The sequence below is a fragment of the Pseudoroseomonas cervicalis genome (assembly GCF_030818485.1).
Lineage (GTDB): Bacteria > Pseudomonadota > Alphaproteobacteria > Acetobacterales > Acetobacteraceae > Pseudoroseomonas > Pseudoroseomonas cervicalis_A.
The window spans coordinates 1,360,611-1,381,419 of the sequence record NZ_JAUTAJ010000004.1 but is presented as its reverse complement, the minus strand read 5'-3'; the positions used below and the strand labels follow the sequence as shown (position 1 = coordinate 1,381,419).

19 protein-coding genes are annotated in these 20,809 nt (G+C 71.8%); 11 read left to right on the top strand and 8 right to left on the bottom strand.

What is annotated here, in order from left to right; all coding sequences use genetic code 11:
• Positions 1 to 133 precede the first annotated feature (133 nt).
• The 5 genes from QE401_RS10310 to QE401_RS10290 all read left to right on the top strand — a co-directional run bounded on the left by QE401_RS10310 (position 134) and on the right by QE401_RS10290 (position 4,156).
• The gene (locus QE401_RS10310) at positions 134 to 1,072 is read left to right on the top strand and encodes a flagellin (protein WP_307138121.1); all 939 of its coding nucleotides are present in this window, start codon (positions 134 to 136) and stop codon (positions 1,070 to 1,072) included.
• Positions 1,073 to 1,442: 370 nt separating this feature from the next.
• Positions 1,443 to 2,381: a flagellin gene (locus QE401_RS10305; RefSeq protein ID WP_307138120.1), complete on the top strand. Its 939-nt coding sequence runs from the start codon at positions 1,443 to 1,445 to the stop codon at positions 2,379 to 2,381.
• Between the two features lie 146 nt (positions 2,382 to 2,527).
• Positions 2,528 to 2,917, top strand: coding sequence for a flagellar biosynthesis regulator FlaF (locus QE401_RS10300; protein WP_307138119.1), 390 nt, complete (start codon positions 2,528 to 2,530; stop codon positions 2,915 to 2,917).
• A complete protein-coding gene (locus QE401_RS10295; protein WP_307138118.1) occupies positions 2,914 to 3,372 on the top strand; it encodes a flagellar biosynthesis repressor FlbT in 459 nt (152 codons plus the stop codon). Before QE401_RS10300 ends, QE401_RS10295 begins: the two co-directional genes overlap by 4 nt.
• Before the next feature lie 13 nt (positions 3,373 to 3,385).
• A complete protein-coding gene (locus tag QE401_RS10290; RefSeq protein ID WP_307138117.1) occupies positions 3,386 to 4,156 on the top strand; it encodes a DUF1217 domain-containing protein in 771 nt (256 codons plus the stop codon).
• A 716-nt stretch (positions 4,157 to 4,872) separates the two neighbouring features.
• Here the strand turns inward: QE401_RS10290 and QE401_RS10285 are convergent.
• Positions 4,873 to 7,191, bottom strand: a complete 2,319-nt coding sequence (locus QE401_RS10285) for a methyl-accepting chemotaxis protein (protein WP_307138116.1) — start codon at positions 7,189 to 7,191, stop codon at positions 4,873 to 4,875.
• Positions 7,192 to 7,322: 131 nt separating this feature from the next.
• The gene (gene cysK / locus QE401_RS10280; RefSeq protein WP_307138115.1) at positions 7,323 to 8,306 is read right to left on the bottom strand and encodes a cysteine synthase A; all 984 of its coding nucleotides are present in this window, start codon (positions 8,304 to 8,306) and stop codon (positions 7,323 to 7,325) included.
• Between the two features lie 47 nt (positions 8,307 to 8,353).
• On the opposite strand from cysK, the gene QE401_RS10275 reads away from it, so the two are divergent.
• The 6 genes from QE401_RS10275 to QE401_RS10250 all read left to right on the top strand — a co-directional run bounded on the left by QE401_RS10275 (position 8,354) and on the right by QE401_RS10250 (position 13,942).
• Positions 8,354 to 8,818 carry an RrF2 family transcriptional regulator gene (locus QE401_RS10275; protein WP_307138114.1) on the top strand — a complete coding sequence of 155 codons (465 nt, stop codon included), beginning with the start codon at positions 8,354 to 8,356 and terminating at the stop codon, positions 8,816 to 8,818.
• 232 nt (positions 8,819 to 9,050) lie between these two features.
• Complete coding sequence (locus QE401_RS10270) at positions 9,051 to 9,827, top strand: ABC transporter ATP-binding protein (protein WP_307138113.1); 777 nt, start codon at positions 9,051 to 9,053, stop codon at positions 9,825 to 9,827.
• Positions 9,820 to 10,524, top strand: a complete 705-nt coding sequence (locus QE401_RS10265; RefSeq protein ID WP_307138111.1) for an ABC transporter ATP-binding protein — start codon at positions 9,820 to 9,822, stop codon at positions 10,522 to 10,524. Before QE401_RS10270 ends, QE401_RS10265 begins: the two co-directional genes overlap by 8 nt.
• Before the next feature lie 149 nt (positions 10,525 to 10,673).
• On the top strand, positions 10,674 to 11,927 hold the full coding sequence (locus QE401_RS10260) for an ABC transporter substrate-binding protein (RefSeq protein WP_307138110.1): 1,254 nt from the start codon (positions 10,674 to 10,676) through the stop codon (positions 11,925 to 11,927).
• A 119-nt stretch (positions 11,928 to 12,046) separates the two neighbouring features.
• Positions 12,047 to 12,934 carry a branched-chain amino acid ABC transporter permease gene (locus QE401_RS10255; protein WP_307138109.1) on the top strand — a complete coding sequence of 296 codons (888 nt, stop codon included), beginning with the start codon at positions 12,047 to 12,049 and terminating at the stop codon, positions 12,932 to 12,934.
• 3 nt (positions 12,935 to 12,937) lie between these two features.
• Positions 12,938 to 13,942: a branched-chain amino acid ABC transporter permease gene (locus QE401_RS10250; RefSeq protein ID WP_307138108.1), complete on the top strand. Its 1,005-nt coding sequence runs from the start codon at positions 12,938 to 12,940 to the stop codon at positions 13,940 to 13,942.
• A gap of 73 nt (positions 13,943 to 14,015) precedes the next feature.
• Here QE401_RS10250 and QE401_RS10245 read toward each other — a convergent pair whose 3' ends face one another.
• The 6 genes from QE401_RS10245 to QE401_RS10220 all read right to left on the bottom strand — a co-directional run bounded on the left by QE401_RS10245 (position 14,016) and on the right by QE401_RS10220 (position 20,707).
• Positions 14,016 to 15,509, bottom strand: a complete 1,494-nt coding sequence (locus tag QE401_RS10245) for a methyl-accepting chemotaxis protein (protein WP_307138107.1) — start codon at positions 15,507 to 15,509, stop codon at positions 14,016 to 14,018.
• Positions 15,510 to 15,596: 87 nt separating this feature from the next.
• Positions 15,597 to 16,322: an ABC transporter permease gene (locus QE401_RS10240; RefSeq protein ID WP_307138106.1), complete on the bottom strand. Its 726-nt coding sequence runs from the start codon at positions 16,320 to 16,322 to the stop codon at positions 15,597 to 15,599.
• An 11-nt stretch (positions 16,323 to 16,333) separates the two neighbouring features.
• Positions 16,334 to 17,275 (bottom strand): ABC transporter ATP-binding protein, encoded by a 942-nt coding sequence (locus tag QE401_RS10235; RefSeq protein ID WP_307138105.1) that lies wholly within the window; start codon positions 17,273 to 17,275, stop codon positions 16,334 to 16,336.
• Positions 17,272 to 18,468: an ABC transporter permease subunit gene (locus tag QE401_RS10230; RefSeq protein WP_307138104.1), complete on the bottom strand. Its 1,197-nt coding sequence runs from the start codon at positions 18,466 to 18,468 to the stop codon at positions 17,272 to 17,274. Before QE401_RS10230 ends, QE401_RS10235 begins: the two co-directional genes overlap by 4 nt.
• Positions 18,469 to 18,470: 2 nt before the next feature.
• Positions 18,471 to 19,424 (bottom strand): glycine betaine ABC transporter substrate-binding protein OsmF, encoded by a 954-nt coding sequence (osmF, locus tag QE401_RS10225; protein ID WP_307138103.1) that lies wholly within the window; start codon positions 19,422 to 19,424, stop codon positions 18,471 to 18,473.
• 11 nt (positions 19,425 to 19,435) lie between these two features.
• Positions 19,436 to 20,707, bottom strand: a complete 1,272-nt coding sequence (locus tag QE401_RS10220) for an NAD(P)/FAD-dependent oxidoreductase (protein WP_307138102.1) — start codon at positions 20,705 to 20,707, stop codon at positions 19,436 to 19,438.
• Positions 20,708 to 20,809: the final 102 nt, after the last annotated feature.

The window sequence follows — 20,809 nt, the reverse complement described above, 5'->3', positions numbered from 1 at the left end:
AGGACCGGGCGGAGAAGGATGGTACGGCGGATGATCCGCGCGGTGACCCTCCTCCCGGCCAGGCCTCTCAAAAGACAGGGCCCTGGCCGCACCGCCTAAAAGCAGGCGGTGTTGCTGATCAGGAACAGCACCCATGGCCAATTCGGTCATCACCAACTCCGGCGCCAAGGTCGCGCTGCAGTCGCTCAACAAGATCAACAGCCAGCTCGACACCACCCAGAAGAAGGTGTCGACCGGCTACAAGGTCGCCGACGCCAAGGATGACGGCGCCGCCTACGCCGTCGCCCAGAAGGTGCGCGCCGACGTGACCGGCCTGAACTCCGCCAATGACCAGCTCGGCGGCGTGAACGGCTTGCTGACCAGCACGCTGAAGGCGGTCGAGACCGTGTCGAACAAGCTGGGCAACGAGGTCAGCAAGGTGCTGACGGCGCTGTCCAATTCGGGCATCGATACCGAGACCCGCAAGCAGTACACCGAGCAGTTCAAGTCGCTCGTCGGCCAGATGAACACGACGCTGCAGGATGCCAGCTATAACGGCACCCGCCTCCTCTCCTCCACGGCCAATGATCCGCTGACCGGTGCCGCCTATATCGGCGGTTCGATGGAAGTGACCCGCAACGAGAAGGGCCAGACCTACACCGTCAACGCCGATGCCTCCAGCGCCGACGCGCTGAGCTTCACCACCGACATCGCCACCGACATCTCGGCGATCGAGGAGATCACGGCGGAAGAGGCGTCGGCGCTGCTGCAGGGCCGCGACGGCACCGGCGCCATCGATACCGTGACCCTCGCCTCGGGCGGCATCGAGCTGAAGACCTTCGTCTCGCTGACCTCCTCGGTCAACTCGACGCAGAACCAGCTGGGCAACGACGCCAACTACGTGTCGAGCCAGATGAGCTACAATTCCTCGCGCATCGACGCGATGGAGGAGGGCCTGGGCTCGCTGGTGGATGCCGACCTGGCCAAGGAATCGGCCCGCCTGACCGCGCTGCAGACGCAGCAGCAGCTGGCCACCACGGCGCTGTCGACCGCCAATTCGGCGCCGCAGGTGCTGCTGTCGCTGTTCCGGTAACAAACCTGGCCCCGCCAGGGCGGGGTTTTTGACCGGGCCGGGGGCGCCATGGCGTCCCCGGCCTTCTTGTTGCCGGCCCTGCGGGGCGCGGCCTTGCGCCCAGGACGCGATCCAGGGCGGTCCGTGGCCGATCTGGCCACCCGTGGGGCGTTTTTTCGCCACCCCGCGCATTCGCGCCGCAATCGTAAACATGCCGTTCATAATCCCGGGCGAGCTTCCCCTTGCCGCCCCAGGATCGGGTGGAGACGGATGGTACGGCGGATGATCCGCGCGGTGACCTTCCTTCCCGGCCAGACGCCCCCAGAAAAGACAGGGAGCAGCTGGCCGCGCCGCCTAAAAGCAGGCGGTGTCGCTGAACAGGAATGAAGCCATGGCCAACTCGGTCATCACGAACTCCGGCGCCAAGGTTGCGCTGCAGTCGCTGAACAAGATCAACGAGCAGCTCGACACCACCCAGAAGAAGGTGTCGACCGGCTTCAAGGTGTCCGACGCCAAGGATGATGGCGCCGCCTACGCCGTGGCCCAGAAGGTCCGCGCGGACGTGACCGGCCTGAACTCCGCCAATGACCAGCTCGGCGGCGTTGACGGCCTGCTTTCCAGCACGCTGAAGGCGGTGGAGACGGTGTCGAACAAGCTGGGCAACGAGGTCAGCAAGGTGCTGACGGCGCTGTCCAATTCGGGAATCGATACCGAGACCCGCAAGCAGTACACCGAGCAGTTCAAGTCGCTCATCGGCCAGATGAACACGACGCTGCAGGACGCCGCCTATAACGGCACCCGCCTGCTGGGCTCCGCCGCCATCGATCCGCTGACCGGCGCCGCCTTCGAGGGTGGCTCGATGGAAGTGACCCGCAACGAAAAGGGCCAGACCTACACCGTCAACGCGGCCGATACGAGCGCCGACGCGCTGAGCTTCACCGCCGACATCGCCACCGACATTTCTGCGATCGAAGAGATTTCGGCGGAAGAGGCGGCGGCGCTGCTGCAGGGCCGCGACGGCACCGGCGACATCACCGAGGTGACCACCGCCTCGGGCGGCATCGTGCTGAAGACCTTCGTGTCGCTGACCTCCACGGTCAACACGACGCAGAATGCGCTGGGCAACGACGCCAACTACGTGTCGAGCCAGATGACCTACAACACCTCGCGCATCGACGCGATGGAAGAGGGCCTGGGCTCGCTGGTGGATGCGGACCTGGCCAAGGAATCGGCCCGGCTGACCGCGCTGCAGACGCAGCAGCAGCTGGCCACCACGGCGCTGTCGACCGCCAATTCGGCGCCGGAAGTGCTGCTCTCGCTGTTCCGGTAAGCCCGGGCAAGGCTGACAGGCTCCGCCTGACGGCGGGGCCGGCCGGGCCGGACGGAGGAAACGCCGTCCGGCCATGATTCCTGAAAGAACCCGAACCACGTACGGGGCCTCGCGTCCCGCCGCCGTCAAAACGAGAGGCTGGTATCGTGTCCGCACACCATTTTCAGGCCCAGGCGCTGCGCGCCTATGGTGTCGTGAAGGCTGCGAGGTCCATCCGCGAGCAGGAAGCCGAAGTCTACGCCCTGGTCTCGGGCCGGCTGCGCATGGCGATCGAGGGCTCCGAGCTCGACAAGGTGCGCGCCCGCGCCGATGCGCTGCGCCTGTTCTCCACGGTCCGCATCCTCATGCTGCATGAATCCTGTGAGCTGCCGGCGCCGCTGCGCGGCCAGATCGTCTCGCTCTGCCGCGTCGCGATGCGCGAGGTGGACAAGGAGGACGAGGCCGATCTCGGCTTCCTCGCCGATCTCTGCGACAGCTTCGCCGGCGGGCTGATGGGGCGCGCCCCGGATGCCGCCCAGACGGGAGCCGCGGCATGAGCGAGACCCGGTCCCCGCGCGGCTCCGGCCGCCTGGTGCTCGACCTTCGCGCCGGCGACCGCATGCTGGTCAATGGCGCGGCGCTGCAGTTCAAGACGCGCACCAGCGTGATGCTGTCGAACCGCGCCCGCTTCCTGTTCGGCAAGCAGATCATGTCGCCCGAGGATGCGCGCACCCCGGCGCGCCGCGTCTACTTCGCCATCCAGGCCGCCTATATCGCCGAGGAGGAGGAGCGCGACCAGTATGTCGGCCATGCCCGCATGCTGGCCGATGAATACGCCACCGCCACCACCTCGCCCACCGCGCGCAACGTGCTGGCCCAGGCCATCGCCGATCTCGAGGCGGGGGATTGCTGGGAGGCGATGCGCCGCGTGCGGGTGCTCTTCGCGCATGACGACGCGATGCTCGGCGAGGCCGCGCTCACCGCGCCGGTGGCCGCGCCCCAGGCCGGCTGAGGGCGCGCGGCCGGTGCCGATCAACCCGCATATCGGTGTGCTGTTCGGCTATGGCTCGGATGGCAGCACGGTGATGAGCGGGTCCGAGCGCATCGGCCTCTACAAGCAGACGCTGAAGAACGAGGACAAGGCGACCGAGCGGCTGAGCAAGGATGTCGCCATCACCCGCGACCTCGACCGGCTGCAGAAGGCGATCGACAAGGCCGAGACGCCGGAGGAGCTGCTGAAGGACCCGGTGGCGCGGCGCGTGCTGCTGGAATCCTTCGGCCTCGCCGGGCAGGAGAACAACACCGGCCTGGCGGTGAAGGCGCTGACCGCCGATCTGTCCAAGAGCGGCAATCTGCCCTCGCGCCTGACCAACAAGGCCTGGGCGGCGGCGGCGGAGACGCTGGATTTTTTCAAGTCCGGCCTGACCAAGCTGCGCGATCCCACGGTGTTTGCCGAGATCCGCAGCAACTACATCGAGTACAAGCGCGTCGACGAGGTGTCGACGCAGAGCCAGCCCGTCGCCGACGCGCTGCATGTGCGCTCGATGGAGGACAAGACGCCCGGCGTCTACAACATCCTCGGCGACAAGATCCTGCGCCGCGTGGCGCTGACGCTGGCCGGGCTGCCCGAACAGATCGCTTTCCAATCGATCGAATCCCAGGCGCGGCAGCTGGAGAAGCGGCTGGATCTCGACCAGTTCGCCACCCCCGAGGGGCGCGAGAAGCTGATCCAGCGCTATCTCGTCATGGCGGGCGACGAGGCCACCTCGGCCAGCCTGATCTCCTACACCGTCTGAACCGCGCAAGTTGAATCCGCGGGCTGTGCGCTGCCGAGGAGCGGTGTGCTGCCGGGGCTGCGACGCGCATACCGCAGCATGGCGGCGCGGGGCGCGGCGCCTGGTGCGATCCGGTCGCTGAGGCCAGGCCCTCGAAGCGATGCTCGGCTTCCCGCGACGCCCTCGGCCTGGCTGGCGGGAGGGCCGCGCCATTCCGTTCCACCAGACAGGGCAGGCGGGCAAGCGAGGCGGATGCCAGTCTCGCGCAGGATGGTCCCGGCAGAACCGCATGACAGGTCGGCGGTATTGATAGCCCTGCGTTCGCTGCGAGCCCGGCTTCGCCATGACGGACATAAGCCGAGAGAAAGTCGTGGCGCCCGCGCTTGAGCATGGATAGGGCAGGCTCTGTCGCTCTGTCGTGTTCACTCCAACGCTGCGGGGCAGGGTGGCCAGCGGCATCTTCACGGCCGCTGCTCCTCCGCCATTCGGGCCGTCCTCCTGCAGCGGATCCTGACCACGGCGCGGATGGCCGGCGCCAAGGCCTGGCGCGCTCGCACCGCTTTCTTGCCGCTGATGTCCGACAGCGCCATCGCGCAGCCTCACGCAGCGGAGCATCGGCCCTGCTGACGCCGCACCTTTGGCCGCCCCCCGAGCCCGCACGAAAAAAGGCCCGGCCGAACCGGCCGGGCCTCCTCCACAAGGCGGGGCAGGGCGGGCCGCTGCGGCCCGCCCGGAGGTCAGGCGCGGATCGCCACCAGGAATTCCGAGGCGCGGCCGCGCAGTTCATTGGCCTGGCCGGCCAGGCCCTCGGTCGCCTCCAGCATGCCGCCGGCGGCCTCGGCATCGTTCACCGCCGCCTCGCGCACGCGGGCGATGCGCTGGGTCACGGTGCCGGTCGCCTCGGCCACCTGGCTGGCGCTGCGGGCGATCTCCTGCGTCGCGGCGCCCTGCTGCTCGACCGCGGCGGCGATCGCCGTCGAGATCTCGTTGGTGCGCTCGACCGTGCTGCCGATGCCGCGAATGGCATCCACCGCGCGGCCGGTCACCGACTGCATCTCGGCGATCTGGCTGCTGATCTCCTCGGTGGCGCGCGCCGTCTGCCCGGCCAGGTTCTTCACCTCGGAGGCGACGACGGCGAAGCCCTTGCCGGCCTCGCCGGCACGGGCGGCCTCGATGGTGGCGTTCAGCGCCAGCAGGTTGGTCTGGCCGGCGATGTCGCCGATCAGCCGCACCACATCGCCGATGCGCGTGGCACTCTCGGCCAGGCTGCGCATGGTGACGTCGGTCGAGCGCGCCTCCTGCACCGCGCGGTCGGTGACCTGCGCCGCCTCGCTGACGCGGCGGGTGATCTCGACGATGGAGGCGGCCATCTCCTCGGCCGCGGCGGCGACGGCCTGCACATCGGCATTGGCGCGGCCGGCGGCCTCGGCCACCATGCCGGCCTCCTGGCCGGACTGCTTGGCGCTCGCCGTCAGGCGGCGGGCCGCCTCGCGCATCTCCTGCGCCTGCGCCACCACATGCTCGACCGTGCCGCTGACCTGGCCCTCGAAAGTGTCGGCCAGCCGCGCCTGCTCGGTCACCAGCGTCCAGACCAGCATCGGGCCGACATAGCCGCCCTGGCTGTCGCGGATCGCCGAGACGCTGAGGTCGATCACCTCGCCGCCCATCTTCATGCGCTCGCGATGCGGCAGATTGGCCGCGTCGGAGAGCAGGGCGCGCTGCGCCGCCGGGTCGGCATGGAAGATGTCGAGGCTCTGGTTCGGCACATCCTCCGGCGCGCAGGGCAGCGCGTCGGCGACGTGGTCGGAGAGGATCTCGCGCATCCGGGCGTTCATGTAGGTGATGCGGAAATCCTTCGCCGGGTCCGACATCATCACGCCGGTCGGCATCTGCTCCAGCATCTGGCGCTGGGCGAAGGCCTCGCCCACCGTGGTGCGCAGCGCCTCGACGGCGCCGGCGATGGCGCCGATCTCGTCGCGGCGGTTGCGGTCGGGCACGGTGACGGCGGCATTGCCCTCGGCGATGCGCGACAGCACGGCCGAGAGGCGGCGCAGCGGCGCGCTGATGGCGCTGGAGGTGGCGAGACCGGCCAGGATCAGCACGAGCGCGATGGCGCCGCCGGCGATCAGCGTGTCCTGCTTCACCTGCGACAGCGAGGCCTCGACGGCGGTGTGGCGGCGATTGGCATCCGCCTCCATCGCCTGCGACACGGCGCTCAGCCCTTCCTCCAGCCGGGCGCGGGCCGGATCGGCGCGGCCCTGGCGCAGCTCGGCGATGGCGGCCATGCCGGTCACCATCTCTTCCGAGGCGGTGGCGATGCTGGCGCTGGCATTGCCCATGCGCTCCACCTCGGTGCGCAGGCTCGGCGTCAGCGGGCCGCTGGAGACACCGCGGAAATGCACGCGCTGCTGCGCGACGGCGCGGCGCAGGCGGCGCGCCTGCTCCTGGTCCTCGGTGCCGATGAAGCGCTGCACCGCGGCGCGCAGGTCATTGACCGCGCCGTGATAGGCCATCAGCCGCTGCCGCATCTCATCGACCCGGGCGGGCTCGGTCAGCTCGAACTCCATGCTGGCGGCGACCGCCTCGAAGCGCTGGTCGTATTCATTCATCGCCGGGAACAGCACCTTGTCGCGGCGGTTCAGCAGCGCGACGCGCTGCTGCGTCACCTCGTTCAGCGCGGCGGCGTATTCGTCGATCTGCGTCAGCAGGGCCAGCGCCCGCTCGCGCTCGGCCGGCTGGGCCTGGGCGGCACCGGTCTGGATGCGCTCGCGCAGCCGCGCCAGGCGCTGCTGCACGCCCTGCTGGGCGGTCTCCACCGCCTCCAGCGTCTGCGCGCCCTCGGCCATGCTGTTGAACAGCGCGGCGCGCACGCCCTCGGTCTCGGCATCGCTCAGCGCGCTGTTCGCCTCGGCGGCCTGGCGCAGAACCTGGTCCTGCTCCAGCACGTCGGTCAGGCTGGAATTGGTGCGCACCACCAGCACCGCCAACAGGATGAAGGTCAGCAATGCGGAGAGGGCGAGTTTGAGCCCCACCTTCAGGTTCAGAAAAAAGCGCATCGACACGGTTCCCGCCAGTGTGGCCGGCAGGATGGGCAGGGGGTTTTAACCGGTTGTTGACAATTCTGGGTTGCAGCCCAGGCGAACGGATCGCGGGAGGGGCGCCGGACCGGCCGGCGCCCCTCCAGGACTCACAATCCCGTGAACAGATCCGTCGACAGGTATCGCTCCGCGAAGGAGGCGGCGATGCCCACGATCAGCCGCCCCTCCATCTCCTTCTGCTCGGCCAGGTCCAGCATGGCGTGCAGCACGGCGCCGGAGGAGATGCCGATCGGCAGCCCCTCGGTGCGGGCACAGAGCCGGGCGGCGGCGAAGCTTTCCCGCTCGGTGACGCGGCGGACGCTGTCGAGCAGCGCCAGCTCCAGCACGGCGGGGCGGAAGCCGGCGCCGATGCCCTGGATCTCATGCGGGCCCGGATCGTCGCCGGAGAGCACGGCGGATTCCGCCGGCTCCACCCCGATCACCCGCAGGCCCTCCCGGCGCGGCTTCAGCGCGCGGGCGATGCCGGTCAGCGTGCCGCCGGTGCCGACGCCGCCCACCACCGCATCGACCTCGCCGGCGGTGTCGGCCCAGATCTCCTCCGCCGTGGTGGCGGCATGGATCGCCGGATTGGCCGGGTTGTCGAATTGCCGCGGCATCCAGGCGCCCGGGGTGGAGGCGATGATCGCCTCGGCGCGGGCGATGGCGCCCGACATGCCCTGGCTCGCCGGGGTCAGCTCGACCTCGGCGCCCAGCAGCCGCAGCATCTTGCGCCGCTCGATGCTGGCCCCGTCCGGCATGGTGACGATCAGCCGGTAGCCCTTGGCGGCGGCGACGAAGCCAAGCGCAATGCCGGTATTGCCCGAGGTCGGCTCGACCAGCACCGATTCGCCGGGGCGGATGCGGCCCTCGCGCTCGGCGGCCTCGACCATGGCCAGGCCGATGCGGTCCTTCACCGAGCCGAGCGGGTTGAAGAATTCCAGCTTCAGCGCCAGCCGGGCCTTCAGGCCGCGTGTCGCCTCCAGACGCGGCAGGCGGACCAGCGGGGTGTTGCCGATGGTGGCCAGGATGCTGTCGTGGATTCCCGCGGGGATTCGGGCGCCGGCACGGTTGGGGGGGGTGTTTCCTTCGGGCATGCGCGCGTTATATCACGTCTTGTGCGCGTGGATCAGGGGTCAATGCAATGCTGCTGCGGCGGGATCGGGTGATGACGGCGGTGTCCATCGTGCTGGATGTGGCGTTCCACGCCGGCCGAGGCACCACCGTGCCGGCGGGCGATATCGCCGAGCGGCTGGGCGAGGCGCGGCGCGGCATCGAGCCGGTGCTGCAGGCGCTGTCGCGCGCCGGCATCCTGGGCAGCACGCGCGGCCCCAAGGGCGGCTACCGGTTGGGCCGCGCGGCGCGCGACATCACCCTGGCCGAGCTGGTCGCCGCCGTCGCCGGCCCCGACCTGCCGAGGGAGGGGGAGGAGGCGGAGAGCGCCACGCCCTCGCCGCTGCAGGAGAAGGTGCTGCGCCCGCTCTGGCAGGAGCTGGAGGAGGCGATGCTGGCGCGGCTGGGCGAGCTGACCGTGGCCGAGCTGCTGCGCCGCGCCGCGCTCGCCGGGCTGCGCCGCCCGACGCCGGAGGCGCTGAACTTCGCCATCTGAACTTCGCCCTCTGAACTTTGCCGTCTGAACAGCGCCGCCGCGCGCGGCAGGATATTCTGCGTAGAATGCAGCAGGGTCTTCTGCGCAGAATAGGGTAAAGAAGCGGGATCCACCGAATCTCCTGCGCTGACCGCAAAGCTTTGCTTGCGCGCCGCCTGACCTCCCGCCATTGTGCGCAGCAACGGACCGGAACCGGTCTGGCGGGAAGCGTAACAAGACAGGGGGCGACAGGGTGGCGGACAGCATCCTGGAGACCGAGGGGATGACCAAGGAGTTCCTTGGCTTCGTCGCGGTCGGCGATGTTTCATTGAAGATCAGGCGCGGCAGCATTCATGGCCTGATCGGGCCGAACGGCGCCGGCAAGACCACCTGCTTCAACCTGCTGACCAAATTCCTGCCGCCGACGCGCGGCACCATCCGCTTCGACGGCCGCGACATCACGCGCATGAAGCCGGCGGAAGTGGCGCGGCTCGGCCTGGTGCGCAGCTTCCAGATCTCGGCGGTGTTCCCGCATCTCTCGGTGCTGGAGAATGTGCGCGTGGCGCTGCAGCGCGCGCGGGGCGGCAGCTTCGATTTCTGGCGCTCCGACCGCGTGCTGCAGCGCTACGATGCGCGGGCGCGGGAGCTGCTGGAGGATGTCGGGCTTTCCACCTATGCGCATCTGCCGGCCGGGCAATTGCCCTATGGCCGCAAGCGCGCGCTGGAGATCGCGACGACGCTGGCGCTCGACCCCGTCATGATGCTGCTGGACGAACCCACCGCCGGCATGACGGCGGAGGATGTCGACCGCATCGTGGCGCTGGTGAAGCGCGTGGCCGAGGGCCGCACCGTGCTGATGGTCGAGCACAATCTGAAGGTGGTCGAAGGGCTGTGCGACACCATCACCGTGCTGACCCGCGGCCGCGTGCTGGCCGAGGGGCGCTATGCCGAGGTCTCCCGCAACCCGGAGGTGATCGCCGCCTATCTCGGCACCGATCCCTCCATCGCCGGAGCCGCCGCGCATGGCTGAGCCGCTGCTGAAGGTGAAGGATCTGCAGGCCTGGTATGGCGAGAGCCATATCCTGCACGGCGTCGATATCGAGGTGCGCGAGGGCGAGGTGGTCACGCTGCTCGGCCGCAACGGCGCCGGCAAGACCACGACGCTGCGCTCCATCATGGGGCTCGTCGGCCGCCGCTCGGGAAGCGTGCGCTTCGAGGGGCAGGAGCTGGTTTCCGCGCGCAGCGACCGCATCGCCCGCGCCGGCATCGCGCTCTGCCCCGAGGAGCGCGGCATCTTCGCCAGCCTCGACGTCACCGAGAATCTGCTGCTGCCGCCGGTGGTCCGGCCGGGCGGCATGGATCTCGATGCCATCTACACGCTGTTTCCGAATCTGAAGGAGCGCGCGCGCAGCCCGGGCACCAAGCTCTCGGGCGGCGAGCAGCAGATGCTGGCCATCGCCCGCATCCTGCGCACCGGCGCCAGGCTGCTGATGCTGGACGAGCCGACCGAGGGGCTGGCGCCCGTCATCGTGCAGCAGATCGGCCGCACCATCCGCGAGATCAAGGCGCGCGGCTTCACCGTGCTGCTGGTGGAGCAGAATTTCCGCTTCGCCCAGACCGTCGCCGACCGCCACTACGTGATGGAGCATGGCCGCGTCGTCGACGCGGTGGAGAATGCCGAGCTGTCCGGCGCGATGGACCGGCTGCACGAATATCTGGGCGTCTGATCCGTCGCGGATCGCGCCCGGTCACCCGCGCTGGCGACAGCGCGACTTCGCCGTGGCGCCCCGCCCGGCCCGCCGCGCCCAGGGCGCCGGCGCCGGGGCGCAGGACCGGCCCCGGGTCGCGACAGGGGCGAGTGGGAGAGAACCGAGAAATGGCACAAGATCGCCGTAGCCTGCTGAAGACCGCCGCCGCCGCGGCCCTCGCCCCCAGCCTGGGCGCCGGGCTGATGAGCCTGCCGGGCCGCGCCCGCGCCCAGGGCACCACGCTGAAGATCGGCGTGCTGAACGACCAGTCGGGCGTCTATCGCGAGATCTCCGGCCCCACCTCGACCGCCTGCGTCCGCCAGGCCATCCTCGACAGCGGCATCGCCGCGCGCGGCATCAATGTCGAGGTGGTGCAGGCCGACCACCAGAACAAGGCCGATGTCGGCGCCACCATCGCCCGGCAATGGATCGACCGCGACGGCGTCGACCTGATCGTCGACGTGCCGAACTCCGCCGTGGCGCTGGCGGTGAACGGCATCGTGCGCGAGAAGAACAAGGTCTATCTGAACTCGACCGGCGGCACGACCGAGCTGACCGGCCGCCAGTGCAGCCCGAACACGGTGCACTGGACCTACGACACCTACATGCTGGCCAAGTCCACCGGCGGCGCCATGGTGAAGACCGGCGCCGATAGCTGGTTCTTCATCACCGCCGACTACGCCTTCGGCCATGATCTGGAGCGCAACACGACCGGCTTCGTGCAGGCGGCCGGCGGCAGGGTGCTGGGCAATGTGCGCCACCCGCTGCAATCGACCGATTTCTCGGCCTTCCTGCTGCAGGCGCAGCAGAGCCGCGCCAAGGTGATCGGCCTGGCCAATGCCGGCACCGACACCATCAACTGCGTCAAGCAGGCGGCCGAGTTCGGCGTGACGCGCCGCGGCACCAAGATCGCCGTGCTGCTGATGTTCATCAACGACGTGCACAGCCTCGGCCTGCGCGCGGCCCAGGGCCTGGTCTGCACCGAGAGCTTCTACTGGGACCTGAACGACCGCACCCGCGCCTTCACCGACCGCGTCAAGGGCAGCCTGGGCGGCAACTACCCCGCCATGTCGCATGCCGGCTGCTACGCCTCGGTGCTGCACTACCTGAAGGCGGTGGCCGATATGGGCGCGCCGGCGGCCAAGGCCAGCGGCACCGAGGTGGTGACGCGCATGAAGGCGATGCCGACCGATGATGATTGCTTCGGCCAGGGCCGCATCCGCGAGGATGGCCGCAAGGTGCACCCGGTCTATCTGTTCGAGGTGAAGACGCCCGAGGAATCGCGCGGCGCCTGGGACTACTACAAGCTGCTGCAGACCACCGGCCCGGACGAGGCCTGGCGCCCGCTCTCCGAGGGCGGCTGCCCGCTGGTGCGCAGCTGATCCGCGCCTGATCCGGCGGGGCAGGGCGCGCGCCCTGTCCCGCTGCCGCCGCACGGGAGCGGGACGCCGCCGCTTCGCCCCGCTCCGCCCTTCCGCCCACCGCCCAGGAAGCCTCGCCGGTGTTCGAAGACCTGCTTTTCCAATTGGAGCTCGGCCTGCCGCAGGTGGTGCTTGGCCTGGTGAACGGCGCCTTCTACGCGCTGCTCTCGCTCGGCCTCGCCGTCATCTTCGGCATGCTGAACGTCATCAACTTCGCCCATGGCGCGCAGTTCATGATGGGCGCCTTTGTCGCCTGGATGCTGCTGAACTGGGTGGGCATCGGCTACTGGCCGGCGCTGATCCTCTCGCCGCTGATCGTCGGCGCCTTCGGCGTGCTGCTCGAGAAGACGATGATCAGCAAGCTCTACAAGCTCGACCATCTCTACGGGCTGCTGCTGACCTTCGGCCTGGCGCTGATCATCGAGGGCGTGTTCCGCAACCAGTTCGGCTCCTCCGGCCTGCCCTATGCGCCGCCCGAGGCGCTGTCCGGCCCGCCGGTCGATCTCGGCTTCATGTTCCTGCCGAAATACCGGCTCTGGGTGGTGGTCGCAGCGCTCGGCCTCAGCCTCGCCACCTGGCTGGTGATCGAGAAGACGCGGCTCGGCGCCTATCTGCGCGCCGCCACCGAGAATGCCGCGCTGGTGCAGGCCTTCGGCGTCAATGTGCCGCGCATGGTGACGCTGACCTATGCCGCCGGCGTGGCGCTGGCCGCCTTCGCCGGCGTGCTGGCGGCGCCGATCTATTCGGTGAACCCGCAGATGGGGTCGAGCCTGATCATCGTGGTCTTCGCCGTTGTCGTCATCGGCGGCATGGGCTCGATCCTGGGCTCGGTGGTGACCGGCTTCGGCCTCGGCCTGATCGAGGGGCTCACCAAGGTCTTCTACCCCGAGGCCTCCTCCACCGTGATCTTCGTCATCATGGCCATCGTGCTGCTGGCGCGGCCGGCCGGCCTGTTCGGGAGGGCCTGAGCCATGGCCGCTGGTCACGCCTCGATCTCCACCCTGCCGGTGCTGCATGACAGCCCCGGGCTGCTCGGCCTGTCGGTGCTGGGCTTCAACCGGGCGCAGAGCATCGCCTTCCTGGTGCTGCTGGCGCTGCTCGTGGTGGGGCCGTTCTTCCTCTACCCCGTCTTCCTGATGAAGCTGCTCTGCTTCGCCCTCTTCGCCTGCGCCTTCAACCTGCTGATCGGCTATGTCGGGCTGCTCTCCTTCGGCCATGCCATGTTCTTCGGCATGGGCGGCTACATCACCGCCCATGCCGCCAAGGTCTGGGGCTTCACGCCGGAGCTGGCGATCCTGGCCGGCGGCGCCATGGGCGCGGCGCTCGGCGTGGTGGCGGGCTGGATCGCCATCCGCCGCCAGGGCATCTACTTCGCCATGATCACCCTGGCGCTGGCGCAGATGGTCTATTTCGTCTGCCTGCAGGCGCCCTTCACCGGCGGCGAGGACGGCATCCAGCGCGTGCCGCGCGGCGCGCTGCTCGGCATCGTCGACCTGTCGCGCGACATGGCGATGTACTGGCTGGTGGCGGGTGTCTTCCTGGCCGGCTTCCTGCTGATCAACCGCATCGTCCACTCGCCCTTCGGCCAGGTGCTGACCGCGATCCGCGAGAACGAGCCGCGCGCCATCTCGCTCGGCTACCGCTCGGATGATTACAAGCTGATGGCCTTCACCCTGTCGGCGACGCTGGCCGGCATCGCCGGCGGCACCAAATCGCTGGTCTTCGGCATCGCGACGCTGACCGATGTCTACTGGGCGATGTCGGGCGAGGTGGTGCTGATGACGCTGCTGGGCGGCCTCGGCACCGTTTTCGGCCCGGTGATGGGCGCGGCGGTCATCGTCACCATGCAGAACTACCTGGCCGAGTTCGGCGCCTGGGTGACGGTGATCCAGGGCTGCATCTTCGTCGCCTGCGTCCTCGCCTTCCGCGCCGGCATCATCGGCGAGCTGGGCCGGCTGCTGAAGGTCCGGCTGTAGCGGCGCCCGGGGCGGGGGCCACCGGTCCCCGCCTGACCCCTCCGCCCCGCCCGGGGCGCGGCCCGGCCGGGCCTCAGCCGGTCAGGGCGGTGGACAGGTCGGCCGCGTTGCGGATGCTGCCCCGCATCTGCTCGGCCGAGCCATTGATCTCCTGCAGGCTCTGGCTGATGGCCTGCACCGCGCCGGCCGCCTGCGCCATGTTGGCGGCCAGTTGCTGGGTGGTGCCGCTCTGCCGCTCCACCGCGCCGGTGATGGCGGTGGCGATGCCGGAAATCGCCTCGATCCGCCCCGCCACCGAGCGGATCGCCGCCACCGTCTGCTCCACCGCGCCGCGCATCTGCCCGACCTGGCTGCTGATCTCGCCGGTGGCCCTGGCGGTCTGGCTGGCCAGGTTCTTCACCTCCGAGGCGACGACGGCGAAGCCCTTGCCGGCCTCGCCGGCGCGGGCCGCCTCGATCGTGGCGTTCAGCGCCAGCAGGTTGGTCTGGCCGGCGATGGCGGCGATCAGCCCCAGCACCTCACCGATGCGGTCGGCCGCCTGCACCAGCTCCGCCACCGTCGCCGAGGCGCGTTCCGCCTCCGCCCGCCCGGCCACCGACACCTCCGAGGCGCCGCGCACCTGCCGGCTGATCTCGGAGACGGATTGCGCCATCTCCTCGGCCGAGCTGGCGATTGCCTGCACCGTGCCCAGGGTTTCCCCGGTGGCGCCCGCCGCCGCCTCGGCGCGGTGCAGCGCGGCCTCGGCGGCGCGGGCGATGCCGGACAGCTCCGTGGCCACCTCCTGCCCCAGCTGCTGGCGGCGCAGCCGGGTCTGCACCGCGGCGGTCACGTCGGTGGCGTATTTCACGATCTTCATCAGCTCGCCGCCCGGCGCCAGGATCGGGTTGTAGATGGCCTGGATCCAGATCTCGTGCCCGTCCTTGGCGATGCGGCGGAACTCGGCCGCCTGGTACTTGCCCTCGCGCAGCGCCTGCCAGAAGGCCTCATAGGCGGGCAGGCGGGCCTCCGCCGGGTCCATGAAGATGCGGTGGTGCTGGCCCTGGATCTCCTCCAGCCGGTAGCCGGTGAGGGTGAGGAATTTCTCGTTGGCGGTGAGCACCCGGGCCTCGAGATCGAATTCAACCACGGCGCGGGAGCGGTGGATGGCGGCGATCTGCCCCGCATGGTCGGCCGCCAGCCTCTTGCTGGCGGTGATGTCGGTGGCGAATTTCATGATCCGCGCCAGCTTGCCGCAGCGGTTGAACACCGGGCAGTAGGAGGCCTGGATCCAGACCTCGCGCCCGCCCTTGGCGAGCCGGCGGAACTCGGCGCTCTGGAAGCGGCCCTGCCGCAGCTCCTGCCAGAAGCGCTGATAGGCCGGGTCGGATTGCGCGCCGGGCGCCATGAACAGGCTGTGCGGCCGGCCGCGGATTTCCTCGATCCGGTAGCCCATGGTGCGCAGGAACAGCGCATTGGCGGCGACGATGGTGCCGTCGGGTCGGAATTCGATCACCGCCTGGCTGCCCTCGACGGCGGCCAGGCGGGCGGCGGCGCTGGGCGGCAGGGCGGCGCAAAGCGCACTCAGCATCGGGTCTGCCTCGCAAGGTCACGGATGCCGGGAGATTAACGGTCGACAGTGTAACAGATGCTGAAGAGGCCGCGCGTCGGCGCGCCCTCAGCCCGCCCCGCCGCGCTCCAGCGCCACGCGCAGGCCGCGATCGGCCAGCAGCGCCAGCCAGGCGGTGAACACCGCCCCCTGCAGCACCCAGGCCATGTTGCCATTGGCCAGCCCGGTGACGATCGGCGTGCCCAGGCAATTGGCCCCCGCCACCGCGCCCACCGCCGTGGTGGCGATGGCCAGCACCAGCGCCACGCGCAGGCCCGCGCGGATCACCGGCAGGGCCAGCGGCAGCTCGACCTGGGCCAGGATGCGCCAGCCGCCCATGCCGCTGCCGCGCGCCGCGTCCAGCACGGCCGGCGGCACCGCGTCCAGCCCGGCGGTGGCGGCGCGCAGCACCGGCAGGCTGGCATAGAGCACCAGCGCCAGCAGCGTCGGCGCCGCGCCGAAGCCGAGCAGCGGCAGGGACAGCGCGATCACCGCCACCGGCGGCACCGCCTGGGCCAGGGCGAAGAGCGCATCCAGCACCGGCCGCAGCCGCCGGCCGGCGCCGCGCGTGGCCAGGATGGCGGCGCCGAGCCCGATGGCGCCCGCGATGGCCGCCGCCCCCAGCGAGAGCAGCAGATGCTCGCCCAGCAGCGCGAACCAGCCGGGGCTGGTCCAGGCCGGGCGGCTGACCTCCGGGAACAGGGCGCGCCAGAGCGCCCCGGCATGCGGTGCCGCCCAGAGCGCCGCCAGGAAGGCCAGGCCCTGCGCCGCCAGCGGCAGCAGGCCAGGCCGCATCGGCCCCGGCTTCACCGGCCCGTCCCGGCGCCGCGCGGGACATCCTCCCAGCGCAGCGTGCCGCCGGGATGGGCGGGGCCGGGGGCGATGGCCAGGCTCTCGGCGCCCTCGGCCAGCATGCGCAGCAGCGCCTGCTTCAGGCTGGCGTCATGCGGCAGCAGCGCCAGGCCGGGCAGGGCGCCGGGGCGGGTGAACTCGGCCGCGGGCAGTGTCGCCAGCCGGTGGAAGGCCAGGCCCTCCTCGCCGAACAGGGCGCGCACCGGGGGCGGCGCGCCGGGTTCCACCACCTGGGCCGGGCGCCCCTGCGCCACCAGCCGCCCCTGCTCCAGCACCGCCAGCCCGTCGGCCAGGGCCAGCGCCTCCTCCACATCATGGGTGACGAAGAGGATGGTCTTGCCGGTGGCCTCGTGGATGCGGCGCAGCTCGCCCTGCAGGGCGCGGCGGGTGCCGGGGTCGAGGGCGGAGAAGGGCTCGTCCATCAGCAGCAGCGGCGGGTCGGCGGCCAGCGCCCGGGCCAGGCCGACACGCTGCGCCTGGCCGCCGGAGAGCTCATGCGGGTAGCGGTCGCGGAACAGCGCCGGCTCCAGCCCGACGAGGGAGAGCAATTCCTCGACCCGCAGCGCGACGCGCGGCGCCTCCCAGCCCAGCAGGCGCGGCACGGTGGCGATATTGTCGGCCACCCGCCAATGCGGGAACAGCCCGACCGACTGGATGACATAGCCGATGCGCCGGCGCAGCGCCTCGGGCGCGGCCTGGGCGACGTCGCGCCCCTCCACCAGCACGCGGCCGGCGCTGGGCTCGACCAGCCGGTTCACCATGCGCAGCAGGGTGGACTTGCCCGAGCCGGATTCGCCCAGCAGCACGCAGAGATGCCCTGCCGGCACCTCCAGCGTCACCCGGTCCACCACGGTGCGGCCGGCATAGCGGCGCGTCGCGCCCTCGAAGCGGATCATGCGCGCGCCTCCAGCGCCGATTGCAGCGCGGCCAGCGCCGCATCCACCGCCAGCGACAGCGCCACCACCGGCAGCACGCCGAGCAGGATCAGGTCGGTGGCCAGCTGGCCGATGCCCTGGAAGACCAGCGCGCCCAGCCCGCCGCCGCCGATCAGCGCGGCGAGTGTCGCAAGCCCCACCGCCTGCACCGCCGCCAGCCGCAGCCCGCCCAGCACCACGCCGAGGCCGAGCGGCAGGCGCAGCCGCCACAGGATCTGCCGCTCGCTCAGCCCCTGGCCGCGCGCCGCCTCGACCAGGGCGGGCGGCGCCACGCGCAGCCCGGCCAGCAGCTGGCTGGCCAGCGGCAGCAGCAGATAGGCGGCGATGCCGAGCACCGCCGGCGCCGGTCCGATGCCGCCGATGCCGTAACTGCGCAGCCCCGGCCAGGCGGCGGCCAGCGCCGCCAGCGGCGGCATCAGCAGCCCGAACAGGGCGATGGAGGGCACCACCTGCACCCCATTGGCCACACCCAGCAGCGCCGCCTCCAGCCGTGGCCGGCGCAGCGCGGCGAGGCCGAGCGGCAGCGCGACCGCCAGCGCCAGGGCCAGCGCGCCGCCGGACAGCGCCAGATGCTGGGCCAGCGCGGCGCGCAGCTCCGGCTCGCGCTGCGCCGCCTCCCGCACCAGGGAGAGCCCGTCCAGCCAGCCGCCGGCCAGCAGCGCGGCGGCGCCGGCCAGGGCCAGGCCCAGGAAGCGTGTCGGCGTGCCGCCACGCCCGGCGGCCGCCGCCCCGGCCCCGAGCAGCAGCAGCAGCAGCCCGACCCACAGCCCGGCCGCCGGCATGGCGCGCGCGCTGGGCGAGGCTTCCGCCAGCGCCATGCCGGCGCCAAGCCCGGCCATGGCCAGCAGCGCGGTGGCGGCCAGCGCCGCCGCCGCCTCGGCCCAGGGCAGCAGGCCGCGCCGCCGCGCCAGCAGCGCCATCGCCAGGCAGGCCAGCAGGAAGAAGCCCCCGGCCAGCCCGACCGGCGCGGTCAGCGGCAGCGCCAGGGGGCGCGGGCTGAGCAGCCGGTTTGGCGCCAGCGACAGCAGGCCGAGCAGGGCAGGGCTGAGGGCGGCCAGCGCCGCCAGCGCGCCCACCGCCACGGCCTCGCGCGGGGGGGCGCCGCGCTGCGGCGGGGCGGGCAGGGCGGCCAGCGCCGCGTGGCGCGGCACCATGCTCAGCGGGCGAGGCCGAGGCCGCGCAGATGCGCCTCCGCCACCTGCCGCGCCGGCTGGCCGTCGACGACGATGCGCTGGTTCAGCTTTTGCAGCGTCTCGCGCGACAGCGAGGCGAAGAGCGGGCGCATCCATTCGCCGAGCTGCGGCAGCCGCTCCGCCACCGCCTGCCGCACCACCGGCGCCGGCTGGTAGACCATCTGGGCGCCCTTCGGATCCTCCAGCACCACAAGATCGAGCGCCTGGATGGCGCCGTCGGTGCCATAGACCATGGCGGCGTTGACGCCGTTCAGCCGCTCCGCCGCGGCGCGCATCGTCACCGCCGTGTCGCCGCCGGAGAGCACCAGCAGCCGCGCCGGCGGCAGGGTGAAGCCATAGGCCGTCTGGAAGGCCGGCAGCGCCGCCGGGCTTTCGACGAACTCGGCCGAGGCCGCCAGCTTGAAGGCGCCATCGCCCTGCAGATGCCGCGCCAGATCCTCCAGCGTGCGCAGATTGGCCTGCCGCGCCAGATCCTGCCGCACGGCGATGGCCCAGGTGTTGTTGGCCGCCGCCGGCTCCAGCCAGACCAGCCTGTTGCGCTCGGCATCCAGGGCGCGGACCTTGGCCGCCGCCTGGGCCGGGTCGTGCCAGGCCGGGTCGCTTTCCATCTGGAAGAAGAAGGCGCCATTGCCGGTGTATTCGGGGTAGAGGTCGATCTCGCCGGCCAGCAGCGCCTGCCGCAGGATGCGCGTCGGGCCCAGCTGCAGCCGGCGCTGCACGGCGGTGCCCTTGGCCTCCAGCAGCTGCGCCATCATCTCGCCCAGCAGCGCGCCCTCGGTGTCGAGCTTGGAGCCGACCACCACGGGCCGGTCCTGCGCCCGCGCGGCGCGGGCCAGCGGCAGCGCGAGGGCGCCACCACCCAGGGCGAGCAGGGCGCGGCGCGGGAGGCCGCGTCGGGCGTCCATCGGGCGGGGCATGGGCGGCTCCTTCATGGCCGGGGGAGGAAAGGGGTGGTGGCACCCGGCGGGCGCTTGCCATTCCGTTCTGCAACGCGGCCGGGCGCCCAGGGTGGCGCGGGCGGTGCGGTTTTTTGCGCCGGCCCGTCCGGCGGCGGCGCGGCGGGGGCGGCCGCCGGCTCGGCATGCGGCAGCGCCCCCTCCTGCGGCCAGGCGCGGGCATGCCGGTAGCGGCGCAGGAAGCGGCGGTCGCGCCAGGATTTCCACCAGCCGATCCAGCGCCCCTCCAGCACATGGCCGCGCCAGAGCGCGATGGCCCGGCCATCCCCGGTGCCGAGCAGGGTCAGCGGCAGCGGCGCCGGGCGGGCCGGCGGCAGCCCGGCCTGCGGCCATTGCCGCAGCGGCGCGCCGCGCAGCGCCCGGCGCAGATTGGCCGCCAGATAGGGCGCGGCGCGGCTGGCCCAGACGCCGCCGCGCGGCAGCGCATGGCCGGCGGCATCGCCGCTGACGAAGATCTGCGGATGGCTGATGCTGCGCAGGCTGGCATCGACCAGCGGGAAGCCCGCCGCGTCGCAGGCCAGCCCGCCACCGGCCAGGTCGAGCGCCGGCCGCGCCCCGGTGCAGGCGATCGCCAGGGCGATCTCCGTCTCCTCCCCGGCGGGGCCGGTCAGCCGGCCTCCCTCCAGCGCCTCGGCCACGAAGCCGCAGCGCCAGGCGATGCCGGCGCGGGACAGCGCCGCCTCGGCCCGGGCGCGGAAGCCCGGCGGCAGGCCGGGCAGCAGGCAGGGCGCCGCCTCCAGCAGCAGCAGGGCCGGCCGCTCCGGCCGCCGCGCCAGGGCCAGCGCCAGCTCCACCCCCGCCAGCCCGGCGCCGATCACCGCGATGCGGCCGGCGCCGCGCGATTCCAGCCGCTGCAGCCAGGGCGCCACGGGACGCAAGGGCAGCGCGCCCGGCGGCACCGGCGCCGGCAGCGCGCCGGTGTTCACCGAGAGCAGGTCATAGGGCAGCGGCGGCCCGCCTTCGCGCAGCAGCAGGCGGCGCTCGGCATCGAGGCCGGTGGCGCGGTCGCGCAGCCAGCGCGCCCCGGCCTGTTCCAGCAGCGGCGCCAGCGGCAGCTCGGCGCTGGCGCGCGGCAGCCGCCCCGCCAGCACCGCCGGCAGCAGCCCGGCCGGCAGCACCGCCGCTTCCGGCGTCACCAGGGTCAGCAGAAGGGGGGAGGCAAGGCCGCGCAGGCGCCCCTGCAGAGCGAAGCGCCGCAGGACCTCCAGATGCGCGAGACCCGCCCCGGCCAGCACCAGATGCATGGCGGCAGACTGCCGGGAGAGGGGGGTATTGCCAAGCCGTTGCGCTGCCGGCGCGGCCTTGCGGCGCCGCCGCTCACGCCTTCCTGACAGCGCCGCCCTGGC